Genomic DNA, 20877 nt, shown 5'->3' with positions numbered 1-20877 from the left:
CCAGTGTCCTGAGACGACGAGAGCCGGCCCATTGGGCCGGCTCTTTTGTTTTTGGGTTCTAATTCGAGCCGCTCTGAGGTCGTCATGCCCGGGCTTGTCCCGGGCATCCGCGTTCTTCGTGCCGTACGGCAAGGCGTGGATGGCCGGGACAAGCCCGGCCATGACGATGTGGCGACATCGCGCACTAAGCCGCCTGCCGCAGCGGGGTCCAGGCGAACTCGGGATAATAGCTGTCCATCATGCGGTCGACATAGGCGGTGAGGTTCGGGAATCCCTCGGCGCGCTCGCGAAAGGTCGATTCGAAGAACGGCGAGAGGATGCCGGCGAGCATGCCGAAGGCGGTGGCGTCGACGCCGCTGGGCTTGTTGCCCATCAGATAGGACTTGTCGCCGAGCTGCACCGACAGCGCGAACAGCGAGCGCACGGCAAGATCGACGTCTTCATCTGGCGCATGGCGGCCAAGGCCGGAAAGCAGATAGTTTTCGGCGACGCGAAACTGCGCATCCTCTCGCAGCTTCTCGCGATTGTGCTCCGGTGCGCCGTCGAAGAAATGTGCGGGACCCTTGGCGAAATTGACCGGATCGACCCAGCGGGCGCCGACCAATCCCCAATAGACGTGATGCTCGATCATGCGCTCGAACGCCCAGGCCTGCGCGCGCTCAGCCAAGGAGAGACCGGCGTCGAAATCGAAACCGTAGCGGCGTTCGATATGGGCGCGGATGAAGGTGGAATCGGCCACCGCCTCGCCGCCGTCGTCGATGAACGGCAGCTGCCCCTTCGGGGAGGCCGGCGGCATCGCCCGCTCCTTCCGGTAGGGCAATCCCGCCATCTTGAGCTGCACTTCGGTCTTGGTGACGAAGGGGCTGATTTCCGGCAGGCCGAAGCCGCTGCCAAAGCCGTAAAGCGTGATCATGCGATCTCTCCTGGAGCTCAGAGGTTTGGGGAACCTAGTGACCGGCTGCTGCCACCATGGTGGCAGCAGCCGTGATATCTTCTGCGAAACGAGCCCCGCGCCAGGCGCGGCCCATCACGTGGCGCACCAGCGCGTCCGCGACCTGGGTCAGTGAGCGTGCCAACACGCTGGCAAGGGCAAACCGGAGGTCAACGGCCATGAGATCGAGCGAAACGAGGCGACCGAACGCCGATACGGACCACGCCTGTGCCCGCAGCATCGGAATGGCCGGGCCGAAATGGGTCGGAATGATCATGGACAAATCCTCTTCAGTCGATGTGTTGTCCCGGTATAGAACTCCCCTGCTGCCAACATCCTGTCAGCAGCCGCGCGCCGCTTTCTGAAAAGATCACCGATAAGAGAATTGTCATGAGACGCGCGGACCGGCTGTTTCAGATCATCCAGGTGCTGAGGCGCACGCGTAAGCCGCTGACGGCGGACGCCATCGCGGCCGAGCTCGAGACGTCGAAGCGCACGATCTATCGCGACATCGCCACGCTGATTGGCCAGCGCGTGCCGATCCGCGGTGAAGCCGGCATGGGCTACATCCTGGAAAAGGGATTCGACCTGCCGCCCTTGATGCTGACGCCCGACGAGATCGAGGCTGCGGTGCTGGGCGCGCAATGGGTCGCGGGCCATGCCGATTCCGCGCTGGCGCGCGCGGCCGAAGATCTGATGGCCAAGATCGCCGACACGGTCCCCGAGCGCCTGCGGCCCTTCGTGCTGGAGCCCGCGAGCCGCGCGCGCCCGAGCTGGAACAGGGAGCCGGACCGGCTGGACATGGTACGCACCCGCACGCAGATCCACGAAGGCAGGAAGATCATGCTGCGCTATCGCGACGAGCAGGGCCGCGCCAGCGAACGCATGATCTGGCCGATTTCGGTCGGCTATCTCGAAGCTGTTCGCCTACTCGCGGCCTGGTGCGAGCTGCGCGGCGACTTCCGCAGCTTCCGCACCGACCGCGTCGTGGACGCGAACTATCTCGACGAGAAATATCCGGAACGACGCGACGTGCTACGCGCTAGGTGGCGGCAGAGCCTGGTCTGGGGACCACCAAAGGACACATGACGGGAATGGTACAGACCTCACCCATCGATGCGTCGGACTGTTGCCAGAGTTGCGGCGCCTGCTGCGGCTACTCGGCCAACTGGCCGCGCTTCTCGACCGAGAGCGACGAAGAGCTTGCGGCGATCCCGGAGACGCTCGTCAATGCGCGCCAATCCGGCATGCGCTGTGAGGGCGATCGATGCTCGGCGCTGAAGGGAGAGATCGGCAAGGCGACGGCGTGCGGCATCTACGCCGTGCGGCCGGAGGTGTGCCGCACCTGCATGCCCGGCGACGACGAATGCGCGATGGCGCGCCGGAAGTTCGGACTGCCTGTGATTGCGAGCGCTTAGGCGGGAACGGCTTCGCTGATCTCGTCGTCGATCTCGTCATCCAGCGGTGCAAGCACCGAGAGCGGCTTGGTCGACAGCGTGATCGGCTTGCGACCGCTCGACAGCGACGGCGAGGATTTCGCCGTCCCTTCGCGCGCGAGCGCGTAGAGCGTCGAGCCGACACGGCCGCCGTTCTCGATCAGGTCGCGTTCGTTGCAGCTTCCTGCGATCGCGACCGCCAGCGAGTGCAGATGGCTGCGGCGGTAGCAAAACAACGCCAACCTGGCGCGTGCGTCAGGGGAAACACTCTCAACCAGCCTCGGCAGGCCACTCTCGCTGGCGCGGTACATCTCGCCAAGGAGTTCGTCGCGGACCGGGCAGAAATCGCTTTCAAAGGTATCGCGGCTTGAAAACATTGCAGTTCTCCCTCTGCCAGGAAGATGCAGCGCAATTCTCTAACGAAAGGTTAACCACACTGCCCGGTAGTCACCCGGGGTGGTTGCGCCCAGGCCGCGAATCAGAGGCGCCGAGAGCGCTTGGAGTGGCCGGGCAAACGGCATCGCCGGAGCGTGACGCGCGGCCTGTCCGGCGTCATGGCCGGGCGCGTCCCGGCCATCCACGGCCCCGCCACGCGGCACAGAGAACGTGGATGCCCGGGACAAGCCCGGGCATGACGGCCGCCGGTGTTGATGACGATTGCCTCCGCCGGAGGCCGGGAGACGGCGCGCCCTAGTTCGCCGCCATGAAAATGGAAAGCCCGAAGCCGGTGAGGTGGTGCAGGGCCTGGTCGACGCCGATCAGGGTCCAGAACCAGGGATGCTGGAGGTCGACACCGAAATTGGCCGAAACGAACCCTTTGGCGCGGTCGATCGTGATGTGGATCACGAAGTCGATCAGCGCCACGAACCAGAATTTCGGCGCCACGATCAGGATCAGGGGCAGCGCAACTGCAAGGTGAATCAGGCAATGCACCAGAAGCGGCAGCGCCCAGCCGTGCTTCTGGTCCTTGCCGTGTGCCATCCACGCGGTCTGGAGGACGAAATCGGCGATGATGTGCTTGAAGGTGAGCAGCAGCATCCAGCCAATGAGCGCTTCGATCGGAATCGCCGATGACATGGGTGGAAACGACAAGGCTGACGCCCTCATTGACGTGACAAGAAAGATTGGAGCGTTCAGCGCAACTTCTTCTTGGACCGGTTCTGGACCGGTCAAATCGCCGGGACGGGCGATTTATGACACCTCCCGCGGCGGAAAGCAGCCGGGGGGAACCGGAAAATCGCCAAGTGTGGCTAACCGGTGATAGGATGACTGATCGCCGCGGACATGTCGCGTAAGGTTACCGGCGGCTCGAATTTTGCATTCCGCGACCTTCGCGCTATCATTGCCGAGAGAATATCGTTCTTTTTTCAGGCGTTTACGAATTTCAGGGCGCTCGCCGCGATCACATCCGCGAGCCGTCCGCCACCGCAGAGACAAGGCCGAGTGCTGCCATGAGTACTGAAGGCCCCATTTCGCCACCGACCGAACCGCCGCCCCGGCGACCCAAGGTGATCAAGACCAATCAACAGCAGGTCTTCCTCTACGTCGTGCTGACCCTGCTGCTGTCGCTCGCCACCGTCTGGGGCGGTCGTGCCATGCTGCACAATTCGGAAACGCTGACCTTCGCCGTCGGCGCTTCCAACAGCGACGAGGCGCTGTTCGCGGCCAAGCTCGCCGCCGTGCTCAAGGCCAACGCCTCGCGCTTCCGGATCAAGATCGTCAACAACGCGGACAATGCCAAGGCGCTCGCGCAGTTCGACCGCAAGCAGGCCGACCTCGCCGTCCTGCGCACCGATGCCAAGGTCCCGCTGCGGGCGCGCACGCTCGCAATCCTCGAGCACGACCTCGTGCTTCTGCTCGGTCCCGGCAACAAGAAGATCAAATCGATCGCCGAGCTGAAGAAAAAGAAGATCGCCGTCTTCGCCGAGAACGAGTCCTCTCTCGCCTTCGTCCGCGGCGTCCTCGACATACCCGACGGTCCGGATGCCGCCAGGATCCAGATGGCGCCGCAGGGCGCAACGCTCGACAAGCTGTTCGCGCCACCGAACAGCTTTGGCGCGGTGATCGCCGTCGTCCACGCCTCCAGGGCGGTGCGGGACAAGGCCTATGAGCAGGTCGCCAAGCGCGGCGGCTTCACGCTCAACGCGATCGACGAGGCCAAGGCACTGGCGCGCAGGCTTCCCGGCATTTCCAGCGAGACGCTGACGGCAGGCACGCTGTCGACCTCGCCGCAGATTCCCGACGACGATCTCGACACGATAGGGCTTGAATGGCTGCTGGTCGCACAATCCAGGATGTCTCCGTCCACGGCAGGCGAGCTGGCACGCACCGTCTACGAGAACAAATCCGCGCTCGGACTCGACAACGGCTTTGCCAGCAGGATCGAGCCGGCCTCCGTCGACAAGGACGCCTTCGTGATGGCGCACCAGGGCGCGGCCGACTACATCAACGACGACACCAAGTCGTTCATGGAGAAGTACAGCGACCTGATGTATCTGGGCGCCGCCGCGCTCAGTGTCATCGGCTCGATCTTCGCGGCGATCTACGCCAAGATCACACGCATCGCGCCCGAGAAGGCCAGCGAGCTCTCCACCGCCATCCTCGACATCGGCGAGCGGATCGAACATGCCCACTCGCTGGATCAACTGGAATGCCTGCAGGATGAGCTGGAAGGCATCCTGCGCGGTGCCGTCATCGGCCTCAGAGACGGCACGATCAGTACCGACGGGCTCGACACCTTCAAGCTGGGCTACGAATTCGTCCGCGACGAGATCGGCATGCGCCGCGACTATCTGAAACGTCATGCCGGCGAGACCGAGAAGACGGTGCAGGGCGGCGGCCCTGCCCAACACGACGACAGCAATGTCGTGGTGGTGAAGACCGCCCAGAGTGCCTGAGGCGCGGGGTTCTGCCCCCGTTCCTGTCGGATGTTCCTGTCGAGGACATCGCTTAATTCGGGAACTGGCGTGATCTGCAACCGTTGGTTCCCGATTACAACCGGAGACCGCAGCATGCGTGCACTCCTCATCATCCTCCTTCTGGGAATGCTGGCGGCAGCCGGATACTTCGCTTATTCCGCAATGTCGGTCGAAGGTGAGCCGATCCCGACGGAAGGCTATGTGGCGCTGGCGCTGGGCGCGGGGTTTTCCATCGTGGTGGGCATCGGGCTGATGGTGCTGCTGTTCTTCAGCAGCCGCCGCGGCTACGACGAGCCGCCTCACTTCAGGTAGGTCGCCGGCCGGCAACGGCGGCACGGACCGGCGACGCGGCGCCGGCGGGGCAGCCTGCTGCCGTCGTTGACGGCCTCCGCCCGGACGGGCACTTTGCCACCGACGTCCCCACCCGGGGCTTCCAGACCTGCCCCGAGACCGAATAGCCTTCCCGCATGTTCAAGCCGCTGATCTCCGCTTTGGCCCAGTTCGCGGCCGCCACGGCCGGCCGCAACATGACCAAGGCGGCCTACGTCGCGGTGACCGTCGGCGTGCTCAGCATGGTGTTGCTGACGGACAACCGGGCCAGGGAGGCGCGCGGCTGGGTCGATGTCCTGCTCTGGACTTGCCTCGGCTATTTCGTGTTCGAATGGCTGGTGCGGCTGCGCCACATGGCGCGGCAGGGGCGGCTTTCGCTCTACGTGTCCTCTTCCGCCGGCATCGTGGACGCGATCGGGGCCCTGGCAGTGCCGGTTGCGCTGGTTCTCGGCGCCGAGCCGCGGACGGCCTGGCTGCTCAGCGTGCTCTGGGTGTTGAAGGTGGTCCCGGGCATTCCGGGCCTGCGGCAGCTTCGCCGCGTTCTGGTGCTGGAATCGGGGCCGCTGGTCAGCGTGCTCGTGATCTTCCTGATGGTGGTCTTCCTCGCCTCGGTCGCCGAATATTTCCTGGAGCGGGACGTGCAGCCGCAGACCTTCGGCAGCGTCCCTGCCGCGCTGTGGTGGGCGGTCGTCACGCTCACGACCACCGGTTACGGTGACGCCGTGCCGGTCACGCCGCTCGGACGCCTGGTGGCCGCGGGGGTGATGATCTCCGGCCTCGGCGTGTTCGGCCTCTGGACCGGTATCCTGGCGACCGGGTTCGCCGCCGAGACGCGGCGCGACAATTTCCTCAGGACATGGGAGTCCGTCAGCAAGGTGCCGTTCTTCGCGGCGCTCGGGCCGGGCGCCATTGCCGACGTCACCCATATGTTGCGCACCATGGAGCTGCCGGCGCGCACCATGATCATCCGCAAAGGGGCGCAAGGCGACTGCATGTATTTCATCGCCGCCGGCGAGGTCGAGGTCGACCTGCCCGGCAAGAAGGTGCAGCTCGGCGAAGGCGCCTTCTTCGGCGAGATGGCATTGCTCGGCAGCAACAAGCGCGGCGCCAACGTCTCGACCACGAAAGTATCGCGGCTTCTGGTGCTCGACCTCGTCGACTTCCGCGTGCTGATGGCACGGCACCCGGAGCTCGCCGAGACCATCGACGCGGAAGCAAGACGCCGCGCGCTCGAAAACAGGTAAGAAGGAGACGAGAATGTCGGACACAGCCGACGCGGCATCCAGCCCCGTACTCGAAGTCAACGGCGCCCGCGCCACCATCCGCCTGAACCGGCCGAAGCACCTCAATCGCCTGCAGGCCGAGGATCTTGGCGAGCTCCTGAAATTGTTCGATCGGATCGAGGCCGATCCCGCCATCCGCGTGCTGGTGCTGACCGGCATCGGCCGCGCCTTCTCCGCGGGCTATGACCTCAATTCGGTGGCCGAGCGCGCGGCGAGCGCGAACGAGCAGCAGAGCGCGGGCTCGGCCTTCGAGGTGGTCGTCAACCGGCTCGAGGACCTCGGCGTGCCCACGATCTGCCGGCTCAACGGCGGCGTCTATGGCGGCTCGACCGACCTCGCGCTGGCCTGCGATTTCCGCATCGGCGTCGACACCGCCGAGATGTTCATGCCGGCGGCGCGGCTCGGGCTGCACTATTATCGCAGCGGTATCAAACGCTACGTGACCCGGCTCGGCCTCGACAACGCGAAGCGACTGTTTCTGACCGCGCAAAAGATCAGCGCGCCGGAAATGCTGCGCATCGGCTATCTCACCGCGATGGTGCCGGAGGAGACGCTCGACGAGGAGGTCGACAAGCTCGCCGGCATCCTCGCCGGCAACGCGCCGCAGGCGATGCGCGGCATGAAGCGCGCGATCAACGAATTCGCCCGCGGCGAGCTCGACGAGGCCGCCGCCGACCAGCGACACCGCGACAGCATGCGCGGCGACGAGATCAAGGAAGGCATCAAGGCGTTCGCGGAAAAGCGGGCGCCAAGATTCTGATCACGCCCGCTTCGACCGCATCGCGCGCACCTGCGTGAGCTTGGAATCGCGGACGAGCGCCTGGTAGCGTTTGCTGTCGACAGCGTAGATCGCGATCCGGCCCTCACTGTCGGCATGAACGCCCCAGCCGAAGCGCTTGCCGAGACTCGACGCTCTCATGCAGGCCTGCCCTCGCGAGAAGAACGCTTCGCGGGCCGCACGCTTCTCCGTTTTCGTCGCCTTGACATCGAGCTCGCGACCCGGCGCCGACGTCGCGAAGATCACGTCGTCGGACGTGTATTTATACGGTGCCTTGGCGATCATTCTGTATTGCAGGCACGCCACCGTCGGCTTTCCCGCGCGGAGCGGCGGCTCCTCACCGGTATGTGCGGGACAGTCTTCGGCAATCTGGATGAAGGTATTGAAGCAGTTGGTCGTGTGCATCGCCTTTGTCATCCGCCCCCCCGGATCATTCAAGCGCCCGCAACTTTGGCATGCTGCGCGGCCATCTCATCGTCGGCGCCATTGATGCGCTGGAACGCCGGCCGCGCGGTCATGCGCTCGGCATACCGGACGAAGACGTCCTTTTTCGGCACGATCCCGAACATCATGGTCCAGCTGAAGGCGACGCCCCACAACACGTCCGCGGCCGTCATGCGCTCGCCCAGCAGGTACGGCCCCTTCGACAATTGCGCCTCCAGCGCACCCAGCATGGTGTCGTAATCGGCATAGGGCGACTGCGTGATGGGCGCCGGCTCACGCTGCATGAATTTGTCGATCAACGCCGGCTCGAACGACGCACCGTAATAGGCGATCCAGCGCAGATAAGGACCGCGAAGCGGATCGTTGAGCGCAGGTGTGAGCCCCGCTTGAGGGAACAGGTCCGCTAGGTAGATGGTGATCGCGACCTGCTCGGTCACGAGCGCTCCGTTGTGGCGGATCGCCGGAACTTTGCCGAGCGGATTGACGGCGAGATAGGCGGGCTGGCGCTGCTCGCCGGCCTTCATGTTGAGGACATGGAGATCGTAGGGCGCGCCGAGCTCCTCCAGCAGCACCCGCGTGCCGGTGGCGCGGCTTTGCGGCGAATAATACAGCGTGAGGCGGTTCGGATCGGTCATGGCAAATCTCCTGGGTGCCGTCTGGCGAGGCGCCATCTCTACGCGACCATACCTGACATCTTGTGTCAGGTATGGTTTAAGGGGCAATGCGCGCGAGCCGGATGCTGTCGATCCTCACCACCCTCCAGGCCAAAGGGCAGGTCACGGCGCCCGAGCTTGCCGAGGCCTGCGAGGTCTCGGTGCGCACGATCTATCGCGACATCGATGCGCTAGCGGCCTCCGGCGTCCCCGTCTATGCCGACCGCGGCGCCGAGGGCGGCTATCGCCTGCTCGACGGCTACCGCGTGCGGCTGAACGGCCTGTCGCAAAGCGAGGCCGGCGCGCTGTTTCTCGCGGGGCTCCCGGGCCCCGCCGCGGCGCTCGGGCTCGATGCGGCGATGATCGCCGCACAGAACAAGCTGATGGCCGCGCTGCCCGTCCACCTGCGGCAGGATGCCAGCCGGATGCAGGAACGTTTTCACCTGGACGCGCCGGGCTGGTTCGGCGAGGCGGAGGAGCCGAAGCATCTGCGCGAGATCGCCGGCGCCCTGCTGCGCGGAACGCAGATCAAGATCCGCTACCAGAGCTGGCGCGCGGAGAAGCAGCGTCGCCTCGCTCCGCTCGGCCTCGTGCTGAAGGGTGGAAGCTGGTATCTCGCAGGCCAGGTCGACGCCAGCGTGCGCACCTATCGCGTCGCGCGCGTGCTCGACTGCACCGCGCTCGACGATCGCTTCGATCGCCCCGCCGATTTCGATCTCGCCGCCTATTGGCAGGCCGCGACGCTTCGCCTCGAGGCCGAGATGCATCCCAACGTCGCGGTGGTGCGGCTGTCGCCGTTCGGCGTCAAGCTGCTCGACGCGCTGAGCCAGCCCTATGTCAGGGCGCGCACACAGCTCGAGGACAGCGCCGATGCGGACGGCTGGCGCATCGCGCGCGTGCCGGTCGGCAAGACATCCTGGCACGCCGCGGCCGAGTTGTTGCGGCTCGGCCCTGAAGCCGAAGTGCTGGAACCCGCCGATCTCCGCGACAAGATGACGGAGATGACGCAGGCGATGGCCGCGCGCTATCGCGCGGCGCGGAAAGCCTGATCCCGGCACGTTTCGCCGCAGGCCACGAAACAATCCTGAAACACGATTCTCCCCGGCGTGCGTGAACGCGTTCGCATCTCGGCTCGACCGAAGATGCAGGGACACAACAACGGCCTTAGCGCCACACTGGAGAATGACAATGTTTCGTAAGCTTGCTCTTGGTCTGATCGCTGCCGGTTCGCTCGGCGTCGCCGCTCTCGCGCCCACCGCGGCGTCTGCCGGCGGCGGCTTCTATCCCCATCATCACTGGAATCACGGCTGGGGCTACGGCGGCGGCATCTACCTCAACACCGGCGTCAGCAACTGCTACCAGGAGCGCGTCGTCCAAACCCGCCACGGCCTGCGCGTGCGTGTCGTGAATGTCTGCGCCTACGGGATCTACTGAGCCCGCCTGCATCGATCGGCGCAACCCCGGCCGCTCGGCGACCGGGGTTCGTCGTCTCAGCTCGCAAGCGCCGTCGGTGTCGCGGCAGCGGCCCGCTCGTCCGCGAGAGAGTTACGTTCGGAGATCCATCGTTCGGCGCGCGAGCGCCGCAGCGAGGGCGCGAACAGGAAGCCCTGGGCGACGTCGCAGCCGATGCGGCGAATGATCTCCAGCGCCTCCGGGCTTTCGACGCCCTCGGCCACCACTTTCATGTTGAAAGCCTTCGCGAGCGCGACTGAGGCGTCGACGATCTTCATCATGTCCTCGTCGGACTCGCAGCCCTTGATGAAGGACTGGTCGATCTTCAGCTCGCTGAACGGCAGCCGCACCAGCGCCGCGAGCGACGAATAGCCGGTGCCGAAATCGTCGATGGCCGTTCCGATCTTCTTGATCCGCAGCCGCACCAGAATGTCGTTGGCACGGTCGACGTCGGCCATCGCCGAGGTCTCGGTGATCTCCACGGTCAGCGATGTCGGCGAGATGTTTTCACGGCGCAGGATCTCCTCGATCCGGTCGGGCAGCGTCAGGTCCGACATCAACGAGCCTGAAATGTTGACGGCGATGGTGAAGCCGGGATTGCGCTCGATCAGCTTGCGGCCCTGCGACATCGCCGACAACAGGATGCAATCGGTCACCTCGCGCATGAGGCCGGCCTGCTCGGCGATCGGAATGAACACCAAGGGGGAGACCATGCCGAATTCGGCGGTGCGCCAGCGTGCGAGCGCCTCCGCGCCGATGACCCGTCCGGTCTGCAGCGCAATCTTCGGCTGAAACTCGACGAAGAATTCGTCGGCGGCGAGGCCGCGCAGGATCCGCTCCGGTGTGATCCCTAGCGGCGGCGCGGCAAATGATGTGGCCAACGGCGCGCGGCACGGCAATTCCAATGCGCTGCGCAGGCGATTCAGATCGAGCGGCTTGGTCAGGCATGCGCCGAGCGACAGCTTCAGCCCGCCCGCGAGCCGTCGCGTGGCCTTCATGATGCGATCGTCGCAGCCGCTGATGATCACGATCGACATCGCATGGAGACCGGCATCGGCGACGAAGCGCAACAGCTCCACCCCGTCCCGCTCGCCGAGCGACAGGTCGAGCGCCATGACCTCGAAGCCTTCACGGCCCAGAAGCTCGGTTGCGGCTTCGTAGGAGGACGCGACCACCGTCTCGTAACCGAGCTTCGCCCCGATCTTGCCGATCAGGACCCGCTGCACCAGATCGTCGTCGACCACCAGAAGACGGCCTCTCGTCGCATTCATCACCAATTTCTCCAGACGTCGGCGGCGTTGATGACACCAACCTTAGAGCGGCGATCTCGCCTGGGTATGAAGACAAGACGGCTAAAACTTTCCAGATGCGGAAGAAATCGTTAGGGACGTTTTCGAGCCCCTCAAGCGATTGAATTCTCTGGCGTTTATGCAACGCGCGGCGAAGCGGTACCCGAATGCTCCGCGCCACGCGCAAGTGCGATGAACACGCCGTAAAGCTTGCTATCGGAAGCCGGCAGATGCCCGACGAATTACGGGGGCGTCTTCAGCGGCGCTGGTCGATTGGCCCGGCCCGCAGCTGCCGCCGAAACCAATTCCAGGTCTCGCGCGTGGTCCTGATGTAGCCGCGACCGCGATGAACGATCTCGCCGTCGACGATGGCGTTCAGCTTCGGCAGCGCGTGAAAGGGGATCGAGGGATAGGCGTGGTGCTCGACGTGATAGGGCATGTTCCACGCGAACCATTTGACGATGGTGGCGGTGTAAGTGGTGCGCGTGTTCTGGAAAGCGCTGCGGGTGCGCTCGCAGCCGGTGTGCTCGGCATAGAGATAGGGCCGCAGGAAGAGCTGCCCGATCAGGAGCGGGACGATCCACACAAAGAGCAGCAGTGCAGAGGAGAACCACAGCGACAGCGCAAGCAGCAGGGCATAGAGCGCGACATAGGCCCGCGCCTCCCTGACGATGACGCCGCGCTTGCCCTCGGGGATCCAGGGCACGACGACCTTGCCGGTGATCGCGTGGCCAAGCATCAGCCGCAGACGGCCGGCGACCTGGAGCAGGCCGCTATAGGCGATCGCGAGCTGCGTGTCGGATGTCGGCTTCACGCCGACGATCAACTCGGGGTCCTTGTCGGGATCCTGGGTGTAGCGGTGATGATCCCAGTGAAACAGGCAGTAATATTCGTAAGGCAATCCGATCATGAAGGCCGAGAGATAGCCGACGCCGAGATTGAGACCGCGGCTCCTGAACGCCGTCTTGTGCGCGGTCTCGTGCACCGCCATGAACAGGAAGGCGACCAGGTAACCTTGCACGGCCGTCAATGGCAGCGCCCAAAGCACGCCCCATGTCGACGACACCATCCAGATCAGCGTCCCCATCAGCACGATCATCGCGTAATGGCCGAGGCTCTGGCCTGCGCCCTTGAGATCGGACCGGACCGACAATTCGCGCAGCATGGCCGGGGGCAGCGGCTTCAGGCGATGGCCGGGTTCTGAGACGGTCGCGTCGGTCATGATCGAATGCCTGCCTTACTTCGCGAGAAGCGCAGCGACCTCGGCCTTGAGGAAGGCCTGGTCGCGCGGATTGCCAACGGGATTGCCGGCGCGATGGCCGTGCAGGGACGGGATCGGATGCAGCACGGCGGATTTGGCGTTCACGAGCCGGCCGAGCTCGCCCTCATTGTCGCGCGCGTCGAAATAGCGATCCGTCGCGCCCGGCATCAGCAGCATGTGCGCCTTGATCGCTGCCAGCGCGCGCCCGAGATCGCCACCGAATGCCTCACAGCGGCTGATGTCGCCCCGCTGCCAGATGCCGACCTGCGCCAGCAGATCATTGGCGTCGCGCCGCGCGAACGTCGTGTCCCAAATGCGGACGAGATAATCCTCCAGCGAAGTGAAACCCGCTTCGCGCCAAAGCTCGTCACGATAGAAGCCGTGCGACATCGCCCAGCCGGCATAGACGCGCCCCATGGCGCGATAGCCTGCGACGGGCTTTTCGGTGAAGCGTCCGTCGCGGAAGGCGGGATCGGCGGTGAGCGCGGCCTTCACGCTTTCGAGGAAGACGTAGTTATAGGGTGCGCAACGCGCGCTGCCGCAGACCACGGCGGCCCGCTCGACCATGTCGGGATGCAGCGCCGCCCAGTGATAGGCCTGCATGCCGCCCATCGACCAGCCATAGACCAGGGCCAGCTTCGAGATGCCGAAACGCTCGGCGAGGAGCCGGTGCTGGACCGCGACCGCATCGTGATAGGTCACCTCGGGATACGGCACAGCCGTGTTGGACGGCGAAGATGACAGGCCGTTGCCCAGCAGGTTCGGAATGACGATGAAATAGCGCGAGGGGTCGAGCACGCCGTCGGGCCCGATCAGCCATTCGGTGTCGGTGTGCTGCGCGCTGAACGAGGTCGGGTAGAGGATGACATTGTCCCTGGCAGGATTCAGCGCGCCGTAGGTCTTGTAGACGAGCTTCAGCGAGGGAAACACGGCCCCGGACTGGAGCGTGACATCGCCGGCCTCGAAGATCTCGCCATCGCGCAACGCCGTCATGTCTCCAACTCCCGCTCACGCGGCCGCAGCGGGCCGCAGCTTCCACGATGCATCGATCGTGCCGGGCCCGCAGCTGCATCGTTGCAGCTGATTTAATAACTGTACTTATAGTACAGTTATTAAGGGCCGGCAAGACAAATCCGTTTCATCGCCCGTCAGGCGATGGCCGCGATGTAGCGCTCCACTGACGCCGCGAAGGCCGCCTTGGCGCCTTTAGCAATGTTGCGGCCCCACCAGGCGCCATAGATGCGATCGAAGGCGAGCGGTTCGACGGCGGCAGCAATCCGCCGCACCGCGGCTGCGTTGAGCGGCATGTAGTTCGGATAGGAGTACATGAAGCTGACGAAGCGGCGGTCCATCGTCACCTGCGCGATGTCGCCAGTCAGCAGAGCGCCCCGGCCCTCCGCACTGCGTGCCGAGTGCAGCATGGTGGCGCCGGCGAAGTGCCCCCCGGTACGCAACAGCAGCACATCGTCGGAGATGCGCAAGCTCTCGCCGGTCCAGTGCACGATCGAGGGATGCGGCCGTGTGACGAAGGCCCGATCGTCGGCATGCAGATTCACCGGTATGCCGCCGAAGGCGTCGCTCCAGTCGGCGACCGCGCCGTAATAGTGCGGATGCGAGATCGCGATCGCCTTCAGCCCGCCGAGGGCGGCGACGTATTGAATCGCATCGTCGGTTGCGAGCGGAATGCAATCCCACATCACGCAGCCATCGCCTTGAGGCACCAGCAACGCGCGCTGCCCGATGGCGAAACTCGGCTCCAGACCGATGCCGGTGAGACCAAGATCGTCGCGTCCCACCAGCCGGTGTCCCTGCATGAGCGCCTCGCGCGTGACAAAGCTCTGCCCGTTCCAGTTCACGAACTGCCGCTCGTCCTCGCAGATCACGCAGGCGGCGGGCGAATTTCCGCCGTTCGGGAATTGCGCGCCGCAGGTTTCGCAGGTCCAGAGAGGCATCAGCAAAGCTCCATCGGGAGGTTCGCAGGATGGCATTTGGAACGCGCATCCAGCAAGGTCGATGAGCGCAGGGCCGGCAGGAACCAACGCGGCGAGCGCCCGTTACGTTCAACGCCAGAACGAATGGCCAAGAGGATCACGGCGCACGAACGGCAATGTTTAGGTATCGATGACTTCGCGGCCTCCCTCCCCGACCCGTATCTGGCCTCTGTTCGCGCTCAACTTCTTCATGGCCGACATGCAGTCGGGCATCGGGCCGTTTGTCGGCGTCTTCCTTCAGGAGCGGGGCTGGGCGACCGGACTGATCGGCACCGCAATGACGATCGGCAATGTCGCGGGCATGCTGGTGACGACGCCGATCGGCGGATTCATCGACTCCAGCCACAACAAGCGGATGTGGGTCATCATTCCCGGCGTCTGCGTCGTTCTCGCCTCCGCCATCATCCTGATCTCGCAAAACTTCTGGGCAGTGACGTTCTCGCAGGTCGCGCAATCGCTGGCGAGCGCCGCCATTGTGCCTGCGGTCACCGGCATCACGCTCGGCATCGCCAAACAGAAGGGCTTCAACGCACTCAACGGCCGCAACCAGGCCTACAACCACGCCGGCAACATGGTCGGCGCGGCCTTGTCGGGCTATCTCGGCTATAAGTTCGGCTATTTCGCTGTCTTCGTGCTCGCGGCCGTGTTCGGCGCCATCGCGATCGCCTGCGTGCTGATGATCCCCGCCAAGGCGATCGACGACCGCGCCTCGCGCGGCTGCAAGGAAGATGACCCCGACAGCGCCCCGGATGCGTTCACCATGCTGCTCAAGCACCGGGCGCTGCTGGTGCTGGCGCTGGCCCTCGCTCTGTTCCATCTCGGCAATGCCGCGATCGTTCCGCTCTATAGTCTCGCGGCGGTCGCCGAGGGACAGGCCAACGGCCCGAGCTTCGTCGCAACCACCGTGGTGATCGCACAGGGCGTGATGGTCGTGACCTCGCTGATCGCGATGAAGGCCGCGAGCAAGCGCAATTACTGGCCGATCATCCTGATCTCGTTCATGTTCCTGCCCATCCGCGGCGTGCTCGCCTTCTTCGTCACGGGATGGTGGGGCGTGGTACCGATGCAGGTGCTCGACGGCATCGGCACCGGACTGCAGACGGTCGCCGTTCCCGGCATGGTCGCGCGCGCGCTCAACGGCTCGGGCCGCATCAACCTCGGCCAGGGCGCCGTGATCACGGTACAGGGCGTCGGCGCCAGCCTCAGTCCCGCGCTCGGCGGCTGGATCGCACAATGGATCGGCTACGGGCCGACCTTCCTGCTCCTCGGCGGCTTCGGCCTCGCCTCGATCGCGTTGTGGATGGCGTTCGGCGCGGCGGTGAAGAAATACTGAGCTTCACCGCCTGCGCGGAGGTCAGGGCGCGAATTGCCGGTTCAGGCCGATCCTGAAGGTGTGGAGCTCGATGTCGCTCGCCGACATGCTGGTCGCGGGAATGGACAGGGCCAGCTGGCGGCCGAGGTTGAGATACAGATATTCCGCTTTGAGCGACCAATGCGGCGCGAACGCCCACTCGCTGCCGCCGCCGACCGCATAGCCGATATTGTAATTGCTTGCGGAGGCATGCCCGTTCAGCGCACCCGGAAGTCCGGGGATCGGGAAGTTGTTGGTCAACCTGACATGGCTGCTGTCGAGGCTCGCCTTGACATGCGCCCAGGCGAGACCGCCCGTCGCGTAGAGCAGCCAGTTGTTGCTGGCGTAACCAAGGCGGCCGCGCAGCGTGCCGAGATAGTCGATGTCCTGGGTCACCGTCACGGTGCCGGTGTAATTGTCGAAATCGCCGACCAGAAAGACGGGACGAAACGCATAGGAGCCCGATGCCCGCCCGCCGATCCCGGCCGCGCTGATGTCCGCTTCGACACCGGCGACGAGATGCCCGCTCTGCCAGTTGTAACCGGCCTGAAGACCGCCCAGCCAACCCGATTGGCCGACGCCCAGCGTGAACGGCGGCGATGCCGTCGAGGTGAGATTGTTCACGCCGGGAAACAGCGGCAGCAGCGCAGCGGGATCGACCCGCGCCGCGTTGCCGTCGCCGGTGCCGTAACCGGCGTGGACGCCCGCATAGAAGCCCGTCCAACTGAAGCCGGCCGGCAACGGCGCGGGCGGCGCCTTCAGCGCGATGTCGGCGGCCGTTGCATCGACGGCGCCAAGGGCACCGAGGCCAAGCGCCAGCAGAGCCGGCAGCCAATCGCGCGCACGAGGTGTCATTGCTCACTCCCTTCCAATCGGTCGATCGTTCGCCGACGACGATAGGCAGGAAGCGATCCGTGTTCGTGGCGGGGAGCGAAGCGCCGAATGGACTCACGTGAAAGACGGCGGCAAAGACGGAGCCTGTTGCGATCCGGGCACACCGGGCTGCGGCACCAGGTCGCGGTCGCAGCACGCCATCGCGAGTGGCTTATCACGCAATCCCGCGCTTTTGCCGTTGCGGCGCATGGAGCCGACGATACAACCTGCCGGAAATCGCCAACCAGCGTACTTCACTGTCAATGATCCAGCCTCAGCTCTCATTCGATGGCGACCCAAATGGCCTGGCCTATGAAAGATGGCGCGAGCAGTTCTGCCGTCAGGTGGCGAACGTCGATTTCGTGCCGGTGGGAGACGGGCGCGTGCACCGGACCATTGCGCCGGCGATCCTTCCCCGTCTCAGGCTCTCGGCTTCCTTCGGCTCGCCGATGTCCTTCGTGTCATTGGGGACGAACGACGAATTGGTGATTACGACGTCGCCCAATTCGGCGCTCAGCGGAGCCATGGGACATCGTTCGCTGGAGGTTGCCGCGGGCGACGTCACGATCGGCGATCCCTCGATCAAGGGCGCCCAGATCACCCAGATCGGGCACGGCAATTTCCAGACCGCGCTGCTGCCGCGCAAGGCGCTGCTGCGCGTGTGCCCGAATGCCGAGGACCTGATTGCCCGGTCGATCCCCGGTGCCAATCCGATTACGGCAATGTTCCTCCGATACTACGACCTCGCGCATGTCTATGCCGACAAGCTCGCGCCCGCGGAGCTGGACGCGGTCTCGCAGCATTTGTTCGACCTCGCCGTGCTGATGATCGGAGCCCGCGGCGATGTTGCGGAGGAAGCTCGCGCGCGGGGGCTTGCTGCGGCACGCCTCGAAACCCTCAAGTCGGACATCCTCGCCCGGCTCGACAGCCCCGCGCTGTCGCTGACCGGCCTGTCGGCCGCTCACCGGATCAGCCCGCGCACCGTTCAGTTGCTGTTCGAGCAGGCCGGCATCACCTATAGCGGCTTCGTGCTGGAGCAACGGTTGCTCCGCGCCGACCGGCTGCTGCGAAATCCCGCCATGCGCCTTCGCAAGATCATCGAGATCGCGCATCTTGCGGGATTCCACGACGTCTCCTACTTCCACCGCGCCTTTCGCCGCCGCTTCGGCCAGACGCCGGACGACGTCAGGAGGCTTTCCGGCGAGACGAGCTAAGGGAAGTCGACGACGATCTTGCCGAAATGACCGCCCTGTTGCATCAGGCGCAGCGCATCCGGCACGTCATCGAAGCTGCACACGCGATCGATCACCGGCTTCATGCCGTTGCGCTCGACCGCCGCGGTCATGCCCTCGAACATGCGGCGGCTTCCGACAGAGAGCCCGATGACATGAAGGTTCTTGGCGAACAGGCTCGGAATCGCGATCTGCTGCGAGAAGCCCGTGAGAACGCCGATCACCAGGATCGTGCCGCCGACGCGCGCGGCCTCGAGCGATTGGGCGAAGGTATCCTTGCCCCCGACCTCGACGACGTGATCGACGCCTCCGCCGGTCCACTCCGCCGCGGCCTTGCCCCACTCCGGCACCGAACGATAATTGATGGTGTGGTCCGCGCCGAGCGTCCTGGCGCGTTCGAGCTTCTCGTCGCTCGACGACGTCACGATCACGCTCGCACCGGCGAGCTTTGCGAATTGCAGCGCGAAGATCGAGACACCGCCGGTGCCTTGCACCAGCACGGTATCGCCGGGCTTCACCCGCGCCTCCTCGAACAGCGCGCGCCAGGCGGTGAGCCCGGCGCAAGGCAGCGTCGCGGCCTCCCTGAACGACAGATGCGGGGGGATGCGGCTGACGCCCTCGGCGTCGAGCACCATCACCTCCTGCAGCACGCCGGGCCGCGTACCGCCGAGCGCGTAGCGGCGGCTCGCCGCAGAAACCTGTCCGTCGATCCAGGACTGGAAGAACATCGGGCAGACGCGGTCACCGGCCGCGACGCGCGTGACGCCCTCGCCGACGGCTATGACCTCGCCCGCGCCGTCCGAGAACGGGATCAGCGGCAATCGGGTGACGCCCCCCTTGCCCTGGACGGTCAGCAGATCGCGATAGTTGAGCGACGCTGCCTTCATCCGCACCGCCACCTGACCCGGCCCGGGCACGGGCTCCGGCAGGTCAGTCAGCTCCATCCCGTCGATCGACCAGTCGCGCGCGACCTGCCAGGCTTTCATGGGCAGCGCTCCCTCTCAGGTGCCGAAGCTCTTCTGCACGGCCTTATCCAGCGTCTCGCCGCCGACGAAGCGCTGGCGCAGCTCGCGCTTGAGCAGCTTGCCGCTCGGATTCTTCGGCAGCGCGTCCACGAAGATGACGCGCTTGGGCACCTTGAAATGCGCCATCTGGCCGGCGCAATGCTTGATGACGGAGTCTTCGTCGAGCTTCTCGCCGCTCTTCACGACGACGATGGCGGTGACCGCCTCGATCCAGCGCGGATCGGGCAGGCCGACGACGGCAACCTCCGACACGGCGGGGATGCGATAGACCATCTCCTCGACCTCGCGGCTCGCGACATTCTCGCCGCCGGTCTTGATCATGTCCTTGACGCGATCGACCACGGTGATGTGACCCTCCTCGTCGACGGTGGCGAGATCGCCCGAGTGAAACCAGCCGCCCGCGAACGCCGCCGCGGTCTTGACGGAATCGTTGTAATAGCCGGACAAGAGATGCGGCGACCGGTGCACGATCTCGCCGACTTCGCCGACCTTAACGTCCTCCATCGCCGTATTGACCACGCGCGTCTCGACATTGAGCACGGGCTTGCCGGCCGAGCCGGCCTTGCGGAGCTGGTCCGCCGGCCGCAGCACGGTGGCGAGCGGCGCGATCTCGGTCTGGCCGTAGAAGTTCCAGAATTTGACATTCGGCAGCCGGCGCTGAAGCTCGAGCAACACTTCCACCGGCATGATCGAGGCACCGTAGTACCCCTTTTCAAGCGTCGACAGATCGGTCTTGTCGAAGTTCGGCGAGCGCAGCATCGCGATCCAGATCGTCGGCGGGGCGAAGAAGGAGGTGATCTTGTGGGCCTGGATCAGCGCCAGGATGTTGTCGGCGGTCGGCTTGCCCGTGATCACGCCGGAGGCGCCGAGATAAACCTGCGGCCCCAGGAACACGTCGAGCTGCGCGCAGTGATAGAGCGGCAACGCGTGCAGGAACTTGTCGTCCACGCTCATGCCGCCATCGATGATGCAGCTGACATACTGCCACATCACCGCTTCATGGGTCAGCATCGCGCCCTTGGGGAGGGATTCCGTGCCTGAGGTGTAGACGATCTGCGCGAGATCGCGGCTGTCGACCGAGGCGTCCAGATACGCGCCGTCGGCATGAAGCAGATCGTCGAACGTGGTGAGCCCCGCCGGCACCGTGGCGGGATCCTCGCCCGGCAGCCAGATCATCTTCTCGACCGCACAATCTTTCGCGCTTGCGGCCTTTGCCGGCTCGACGAAATCGGGCCCGGCCGCGAGCAGCTTCGCGCCGGAGCTCTTCAGGATGAAATTGATTTCGTCGGGATTGAGCATGAAGTTGATCGGCACCAGCACCGCGCCGATCCGCGCCGCCGCGAAGCGCAGCGCGGCGAAGGCGTGCGAGTTGCGCGAAAGCACGGCGATACGATCGCCCTTGCTGACGCCGAGACCGAGCAGGCCGCGCCCGAGCCGGTTGCAGATCGCGTCCATCTCGGCAAAATTCCAGCTCACATTGCCGCAGCTCACCGCAAGCTTGTCCGGCTCGCGGCCCGCCGAGCGGCGCAAGAGATCGCCGATGGAATGCTCGCGGGCCTTGGCGATGGTGGCTGCGGTCTCGGTCATGTGTCCCTCCGTAGGATGTCTTTATTGTTTGGATTTTCTGGCT

General features: G+C 65.2%; 23 protein-coding genes. 10 read left to right on the top strand and 13 right to left on the bottom strand.

Annotation, left to right across the window (positions count from 1 at the left end):
• Positions 1–184: 184 nt before the first annotated feature.
• Both QRQ56_RS21230 and QRQ56_RS21225 read right to left on the bottom strand, forming a co-directional pair.
• Entirely contained in the window at positions 185–913 is a 729-nt protein-coding gene (locus QRQ56_RS21230) for a glutathione S-transferase family protein (protein WP_438742823.1), read from the bottom strand.
• 34 nt (positions 914–947) lie between these two features.
• Positions 948–1208 (bottom strand): hypothetical protein, encoded by a 261-nt coding sequence (locus tag QRQ56_RS21225; RefSeq protein WP_438742822.1) that lies wholly within the window; start codon positions 1206–1208, stop codon positions 948–950.
• A gap of 113 nt (positions 1209–1321) precedes the next feature.
• Between QRQ56_RS21225 and QRQ56_RS21220 the strand changes: the two genes are divergently transcribed.
• Together QRQ56_RS21220 and QRQ56_RS21215 are read left to right on the top strand one after the other, a co-directional pair.
• Positions 1322–2020, top strand: coding sequence for a helix-turn-helix transcriptional regulator (locus QRQ56_RS21220; RefSeq protein WP_438742821.1), 699 nt, complete (start codon positions 1322–1324; stop codon positions 2018–2020).
• A 5-nt stretch (positions 2021–2025) separates the two neighbouring features.
• Positions 2026–2349: a YkgJ family cysteine cluster protein gene (locus QRQ56_RS21215; RefSeq protein WP_438742820.1), complete on the top strand. Its 324-nt coding sequence runs from the start codon at positions 2026–2028 to the stop codon at positions 2347–2349.
• On the opposite strand, the gene QRQ56_RS21210 is transcribed toward QRQ56_RS21215, so the two are convergent.
• Positions 2346–2744, bottom strand: a complete 399-nt coding sequence (locus tag QRQ56_RS21210) for a hypothetical protein (RefSeq protein WP_438742819.1) — start codon at positions 2742–2744, stop codon at positions 2346–2348. The genes QRQ56_RS21215 and QRQ56_RS21210 overlap by 4 nt on opposite strands.
• 313 nt (positions 2745–3057) lie before the next feature.
• The gene (locus QRQ56_RS21205; protein ID WP_438743017.1) at positions 3058–3405 is read right to left on the bottom strand and encodes a DUF3307 domain-containing protein; all 348 of its coding nucleotides are present in this window, start codon (positions 3403–3405) and stop codon (positions 3058–3060) included.
• Positions 3406–3818: 413 nt separating this feature from the next.
• Here QRQ56_RS21205 and QRQ56_RS21200 point away from each other — a divergent pair, with 413 nt between their 5' ends.
• From QRQ56_RS21200 to QRQ56_RS21185, 4 genes are all read left to right on the top strand, one after another.
• A complete protein-coding gene (locus tag QRQ56_RS21200; protein WP_438742818.1) occupies positions 3819–5264 on the top strand; it encodes a TAXI family TRAP transporter solute-binding subunit in 1446 nt (481 codons plus the stop codon).
• A gap of 114 nt (positions 5265–5378) precedes the next feature.
• Complete coding sequence (locus QRQ56_RS21195) at positions 5379–5597, top strand: hypothetical protein (RefSeq protein ID WP_438742817.1); 219 nt, start codon at positions 5379–5381, stop codon at positions 5595–5597.
• Positions 5598–5752: 155 nt separating this feature from the next.
• Positions 5753–6859, top strand: coding sequence for a cyclic nucleotide-gated ion channel (locus QRQ56_RS21190; RefSeq protein ID WP_438742816.1), 1107 nt, complete (start codon positions 5753–5755; stop codon positions 6857–6859).
• A 13-nt stretch (positions 6860–6872) separates the two neighbouring features.
• Complete coding sequence (locus QRQ56_RS21185) at positions 6873–7658, top strand: enoyl-CoA hydratase/isomerase family protein (protein WP_438742815.1); 786 nt, start codon at positions 6873–6875, stop codon at positions 7656–7658.
• Here QRQ56_RS21185 and QRQ56_RS21180 read toward each other — a convergent pair whose 3' ends face one another.
• Together QRQ56_RS21180 and QRQ56_RS21175 are read right to left on the bottom strand one after the other, a co-directional pair.
• A complete protein-coding gene (locus QRQ56_RS21180) occupies positions 7659–8093 on the bottom strand; it encodes a DUF6157 family protein (protein WP_438742814.1) in 435 nt (144 codons plus the stop codon).
• Positions 8094–8110: 17 nt separating this feature from the next.
• A complete protein-coding gene (locus tag QRQ56_RS21175; protein WP_438742813.1) occupies positions 8111–8755 on the bottom strand; it encodes a glutathione S-transferase family protein in 645 nt (214 codons plus the stop codon).
• A gap of 86 nt (positions 8756–8841) precedes the next feature.
• Here QRQ56_RS21175 and QRQ56_RS21170 point away from each other — a divergent pair, with 86 nt between their 5' ends.
• Both QRQ56_RS21170 and QRQ56_RS21165 read left to right on the top strand, forming a co-directional pair.
• Positions 8842–9822: a helix-turn-helix transcriptional regulator gene (locus tag QRQ56_RS21170; RefSeq protein WP_438742812.1), complete on the top strand. Its 981-nt coding sequence runs from the start codon at positions 8842–8844 to the stop codon at positions 9820–9822.
• A gap of 139 nt (positions 9823–9961) precedes the next feature.
• On the top strand, positions 9962–10207 hold the full coding sequence (locus tag QRQ56_RS21165; protein WP_438742811.1) for a hypothetical protein: 246 nt from the start codon (positions 9962–9964) through the stop codon (positions 10205–10207).
• 56 nt (positions 10208–10263) lie between these two features.
• Here QRQ56_RS21165 and QRQ56_RS21160 read toward each other — a convergent pair whose 3' ends face one another.
• The 4 genes from QRQ56_RS21160 to QRQ56_RS21145 all read right to left on the bottom strand — a co-directional run bounded on the left by QRQ56_RS21160 (position 10264) and on the right by QRQ56_RS21145 (position 14727).
• Positions 10264–11496 (bottom strand): EAL domain-containing protein, encoded by a 1233-nt coding sequence (locus tag QRQ56_RS21160; protein ID WP_438742810.1) that lies wholly within the window; start codon positions 11494–11496, stop codon positions 10264–10266.
• 274 nt (positions 11497–11770) lie between these two features.
• Positions 11771–12736, bottom strand: a complete 966-nt coding sequence (locus QRQ56_RS21155) for a fatty acid desaturase (RefSeq protein ID WP_438742809.1) — start codon at positions 12734–12736, stop codon at positions 11771–11773.
• 15 nt (positions 12737–12751) lie between these two features.
• The gene (locus QRQ56_RS21150) at positions 12752–13768 is read right to left on the bottom strand and encodes an alpha/beta fold hydrolase (RefSeq protein WP_438742808.1); all 1017 of its coding nucleotides are present in this window, start codon (positions 13766–13768) and stop codon (positions 12752–12754) included.
• Between the two features lie 155 nt (positions 13769–13923).
• Positions 13924–14727: an MBL fold metallo-hydrolase gene (locus QRQ56_RS21145; RefSeq protein WP_438742807.1), complete on the bottom strand. Its 804-nt coding sequence runs from the start codon at positions 14725–14727 to the stop codon at positions 13924–13926.
• A gap of 169 nt (positions 14728–14896) precedes the next feature.
• Between QRQ56_RS21145 and QRQ56_RS21140 the strand changes: the two genes are divergently transcribed.
• On the top strand, positions 14897–16099 hold the full coding sequence (locus tag QRQ56_RS21140; protein WP_438742806.1) for an MFS transporter: 1203 nt from the start codon (positions 14897–14899) through the stop codon (positions 16097–16099).
• Positions 16100–16120: 21 nt separating this feature from the next.
• Here the strand turns inward: QRQ56_RS21140 and QRQ56_RS21135 are convergent, their stop codons facing one another.
• Positions 16121–16972, bottom strand: coding sequence for an outer membrane protein (locus QRQ56_RS21135; protein ID WP_438742805.1), 852 nt, complete (start codon positions 16970–16972; stop codon positions 16121–16123).
• A gap of 401 nt (positions 16973–17373) precedes the next feature.
• Here QRQ56_RS21135 and QRQ56_RS21130 point away from each other — a divergent pair, with 401 nt between their 5' ends.
• Positions 17374–18204 carry a helix-turn-helix transcriptional regulator gene (locus QRQ56_RS21130; RefSeq protein WP_438742804.1) on the top strand — a complete coding sequence of 277 codons (831 nt, stop codon included), beginning with the start codon at positions 17374–17376 and terminating at the stop codon, positions 18202–18204.
• On the opposite strand, the gene QRQ56_RS21125 is transcribed toward QRQ56_RS21130, so the two are convergent.
• Together QRQ56_RS21125 and QRQ56_RS21120 are read right to left on the bottom strand one after the other, a co-directional pair.
• The gene (locus QRQ56_RS21125; RefSeq protein WP_438742803.1) at positions 18201–19208 is read right to left on the bottom strand and encodes a zinc-dependent alcohol dehydrogenase family protein; all 1008 of its coding nucleotides are present in this window, start codon (positions 19206–19208) and stop codon (positions 18201–18203) included. The genes QRQ56_RS21130 and QRQ56_RS21125 overlap by 4 nt on opposite strands.
• Before the next feature lie 15 nt (positions 19209–19223).
• Positions 19224–20834, bottom strand: a complete 1611-nt coding sequence (locus QRQ56_RS21120) for an acyl-CoA synthetase (protein ID WP_438742802.1) — start codon at positions 20832–20834, stop codon at positions 19224–19226.
• Positions 20835–20877: the final 43 nt, after the last annotated feature.

The sequence above is a fragment of the Bradyrhizobium sp. U531 genome (assembly GCF_051710265.1).
In the GTDB taxonomy this organism is placed as follows: domain Bacteria; phylum Pseudomonadota; class Alphaproteobacteria; order Rhizobiales; family Xanthobacteraceae; genus Bradyrhizobium.
Note: the sequence above shows the minus strand (reverse complement) of the source record. Positions and strands in the feature narration are given on the sequence as shown.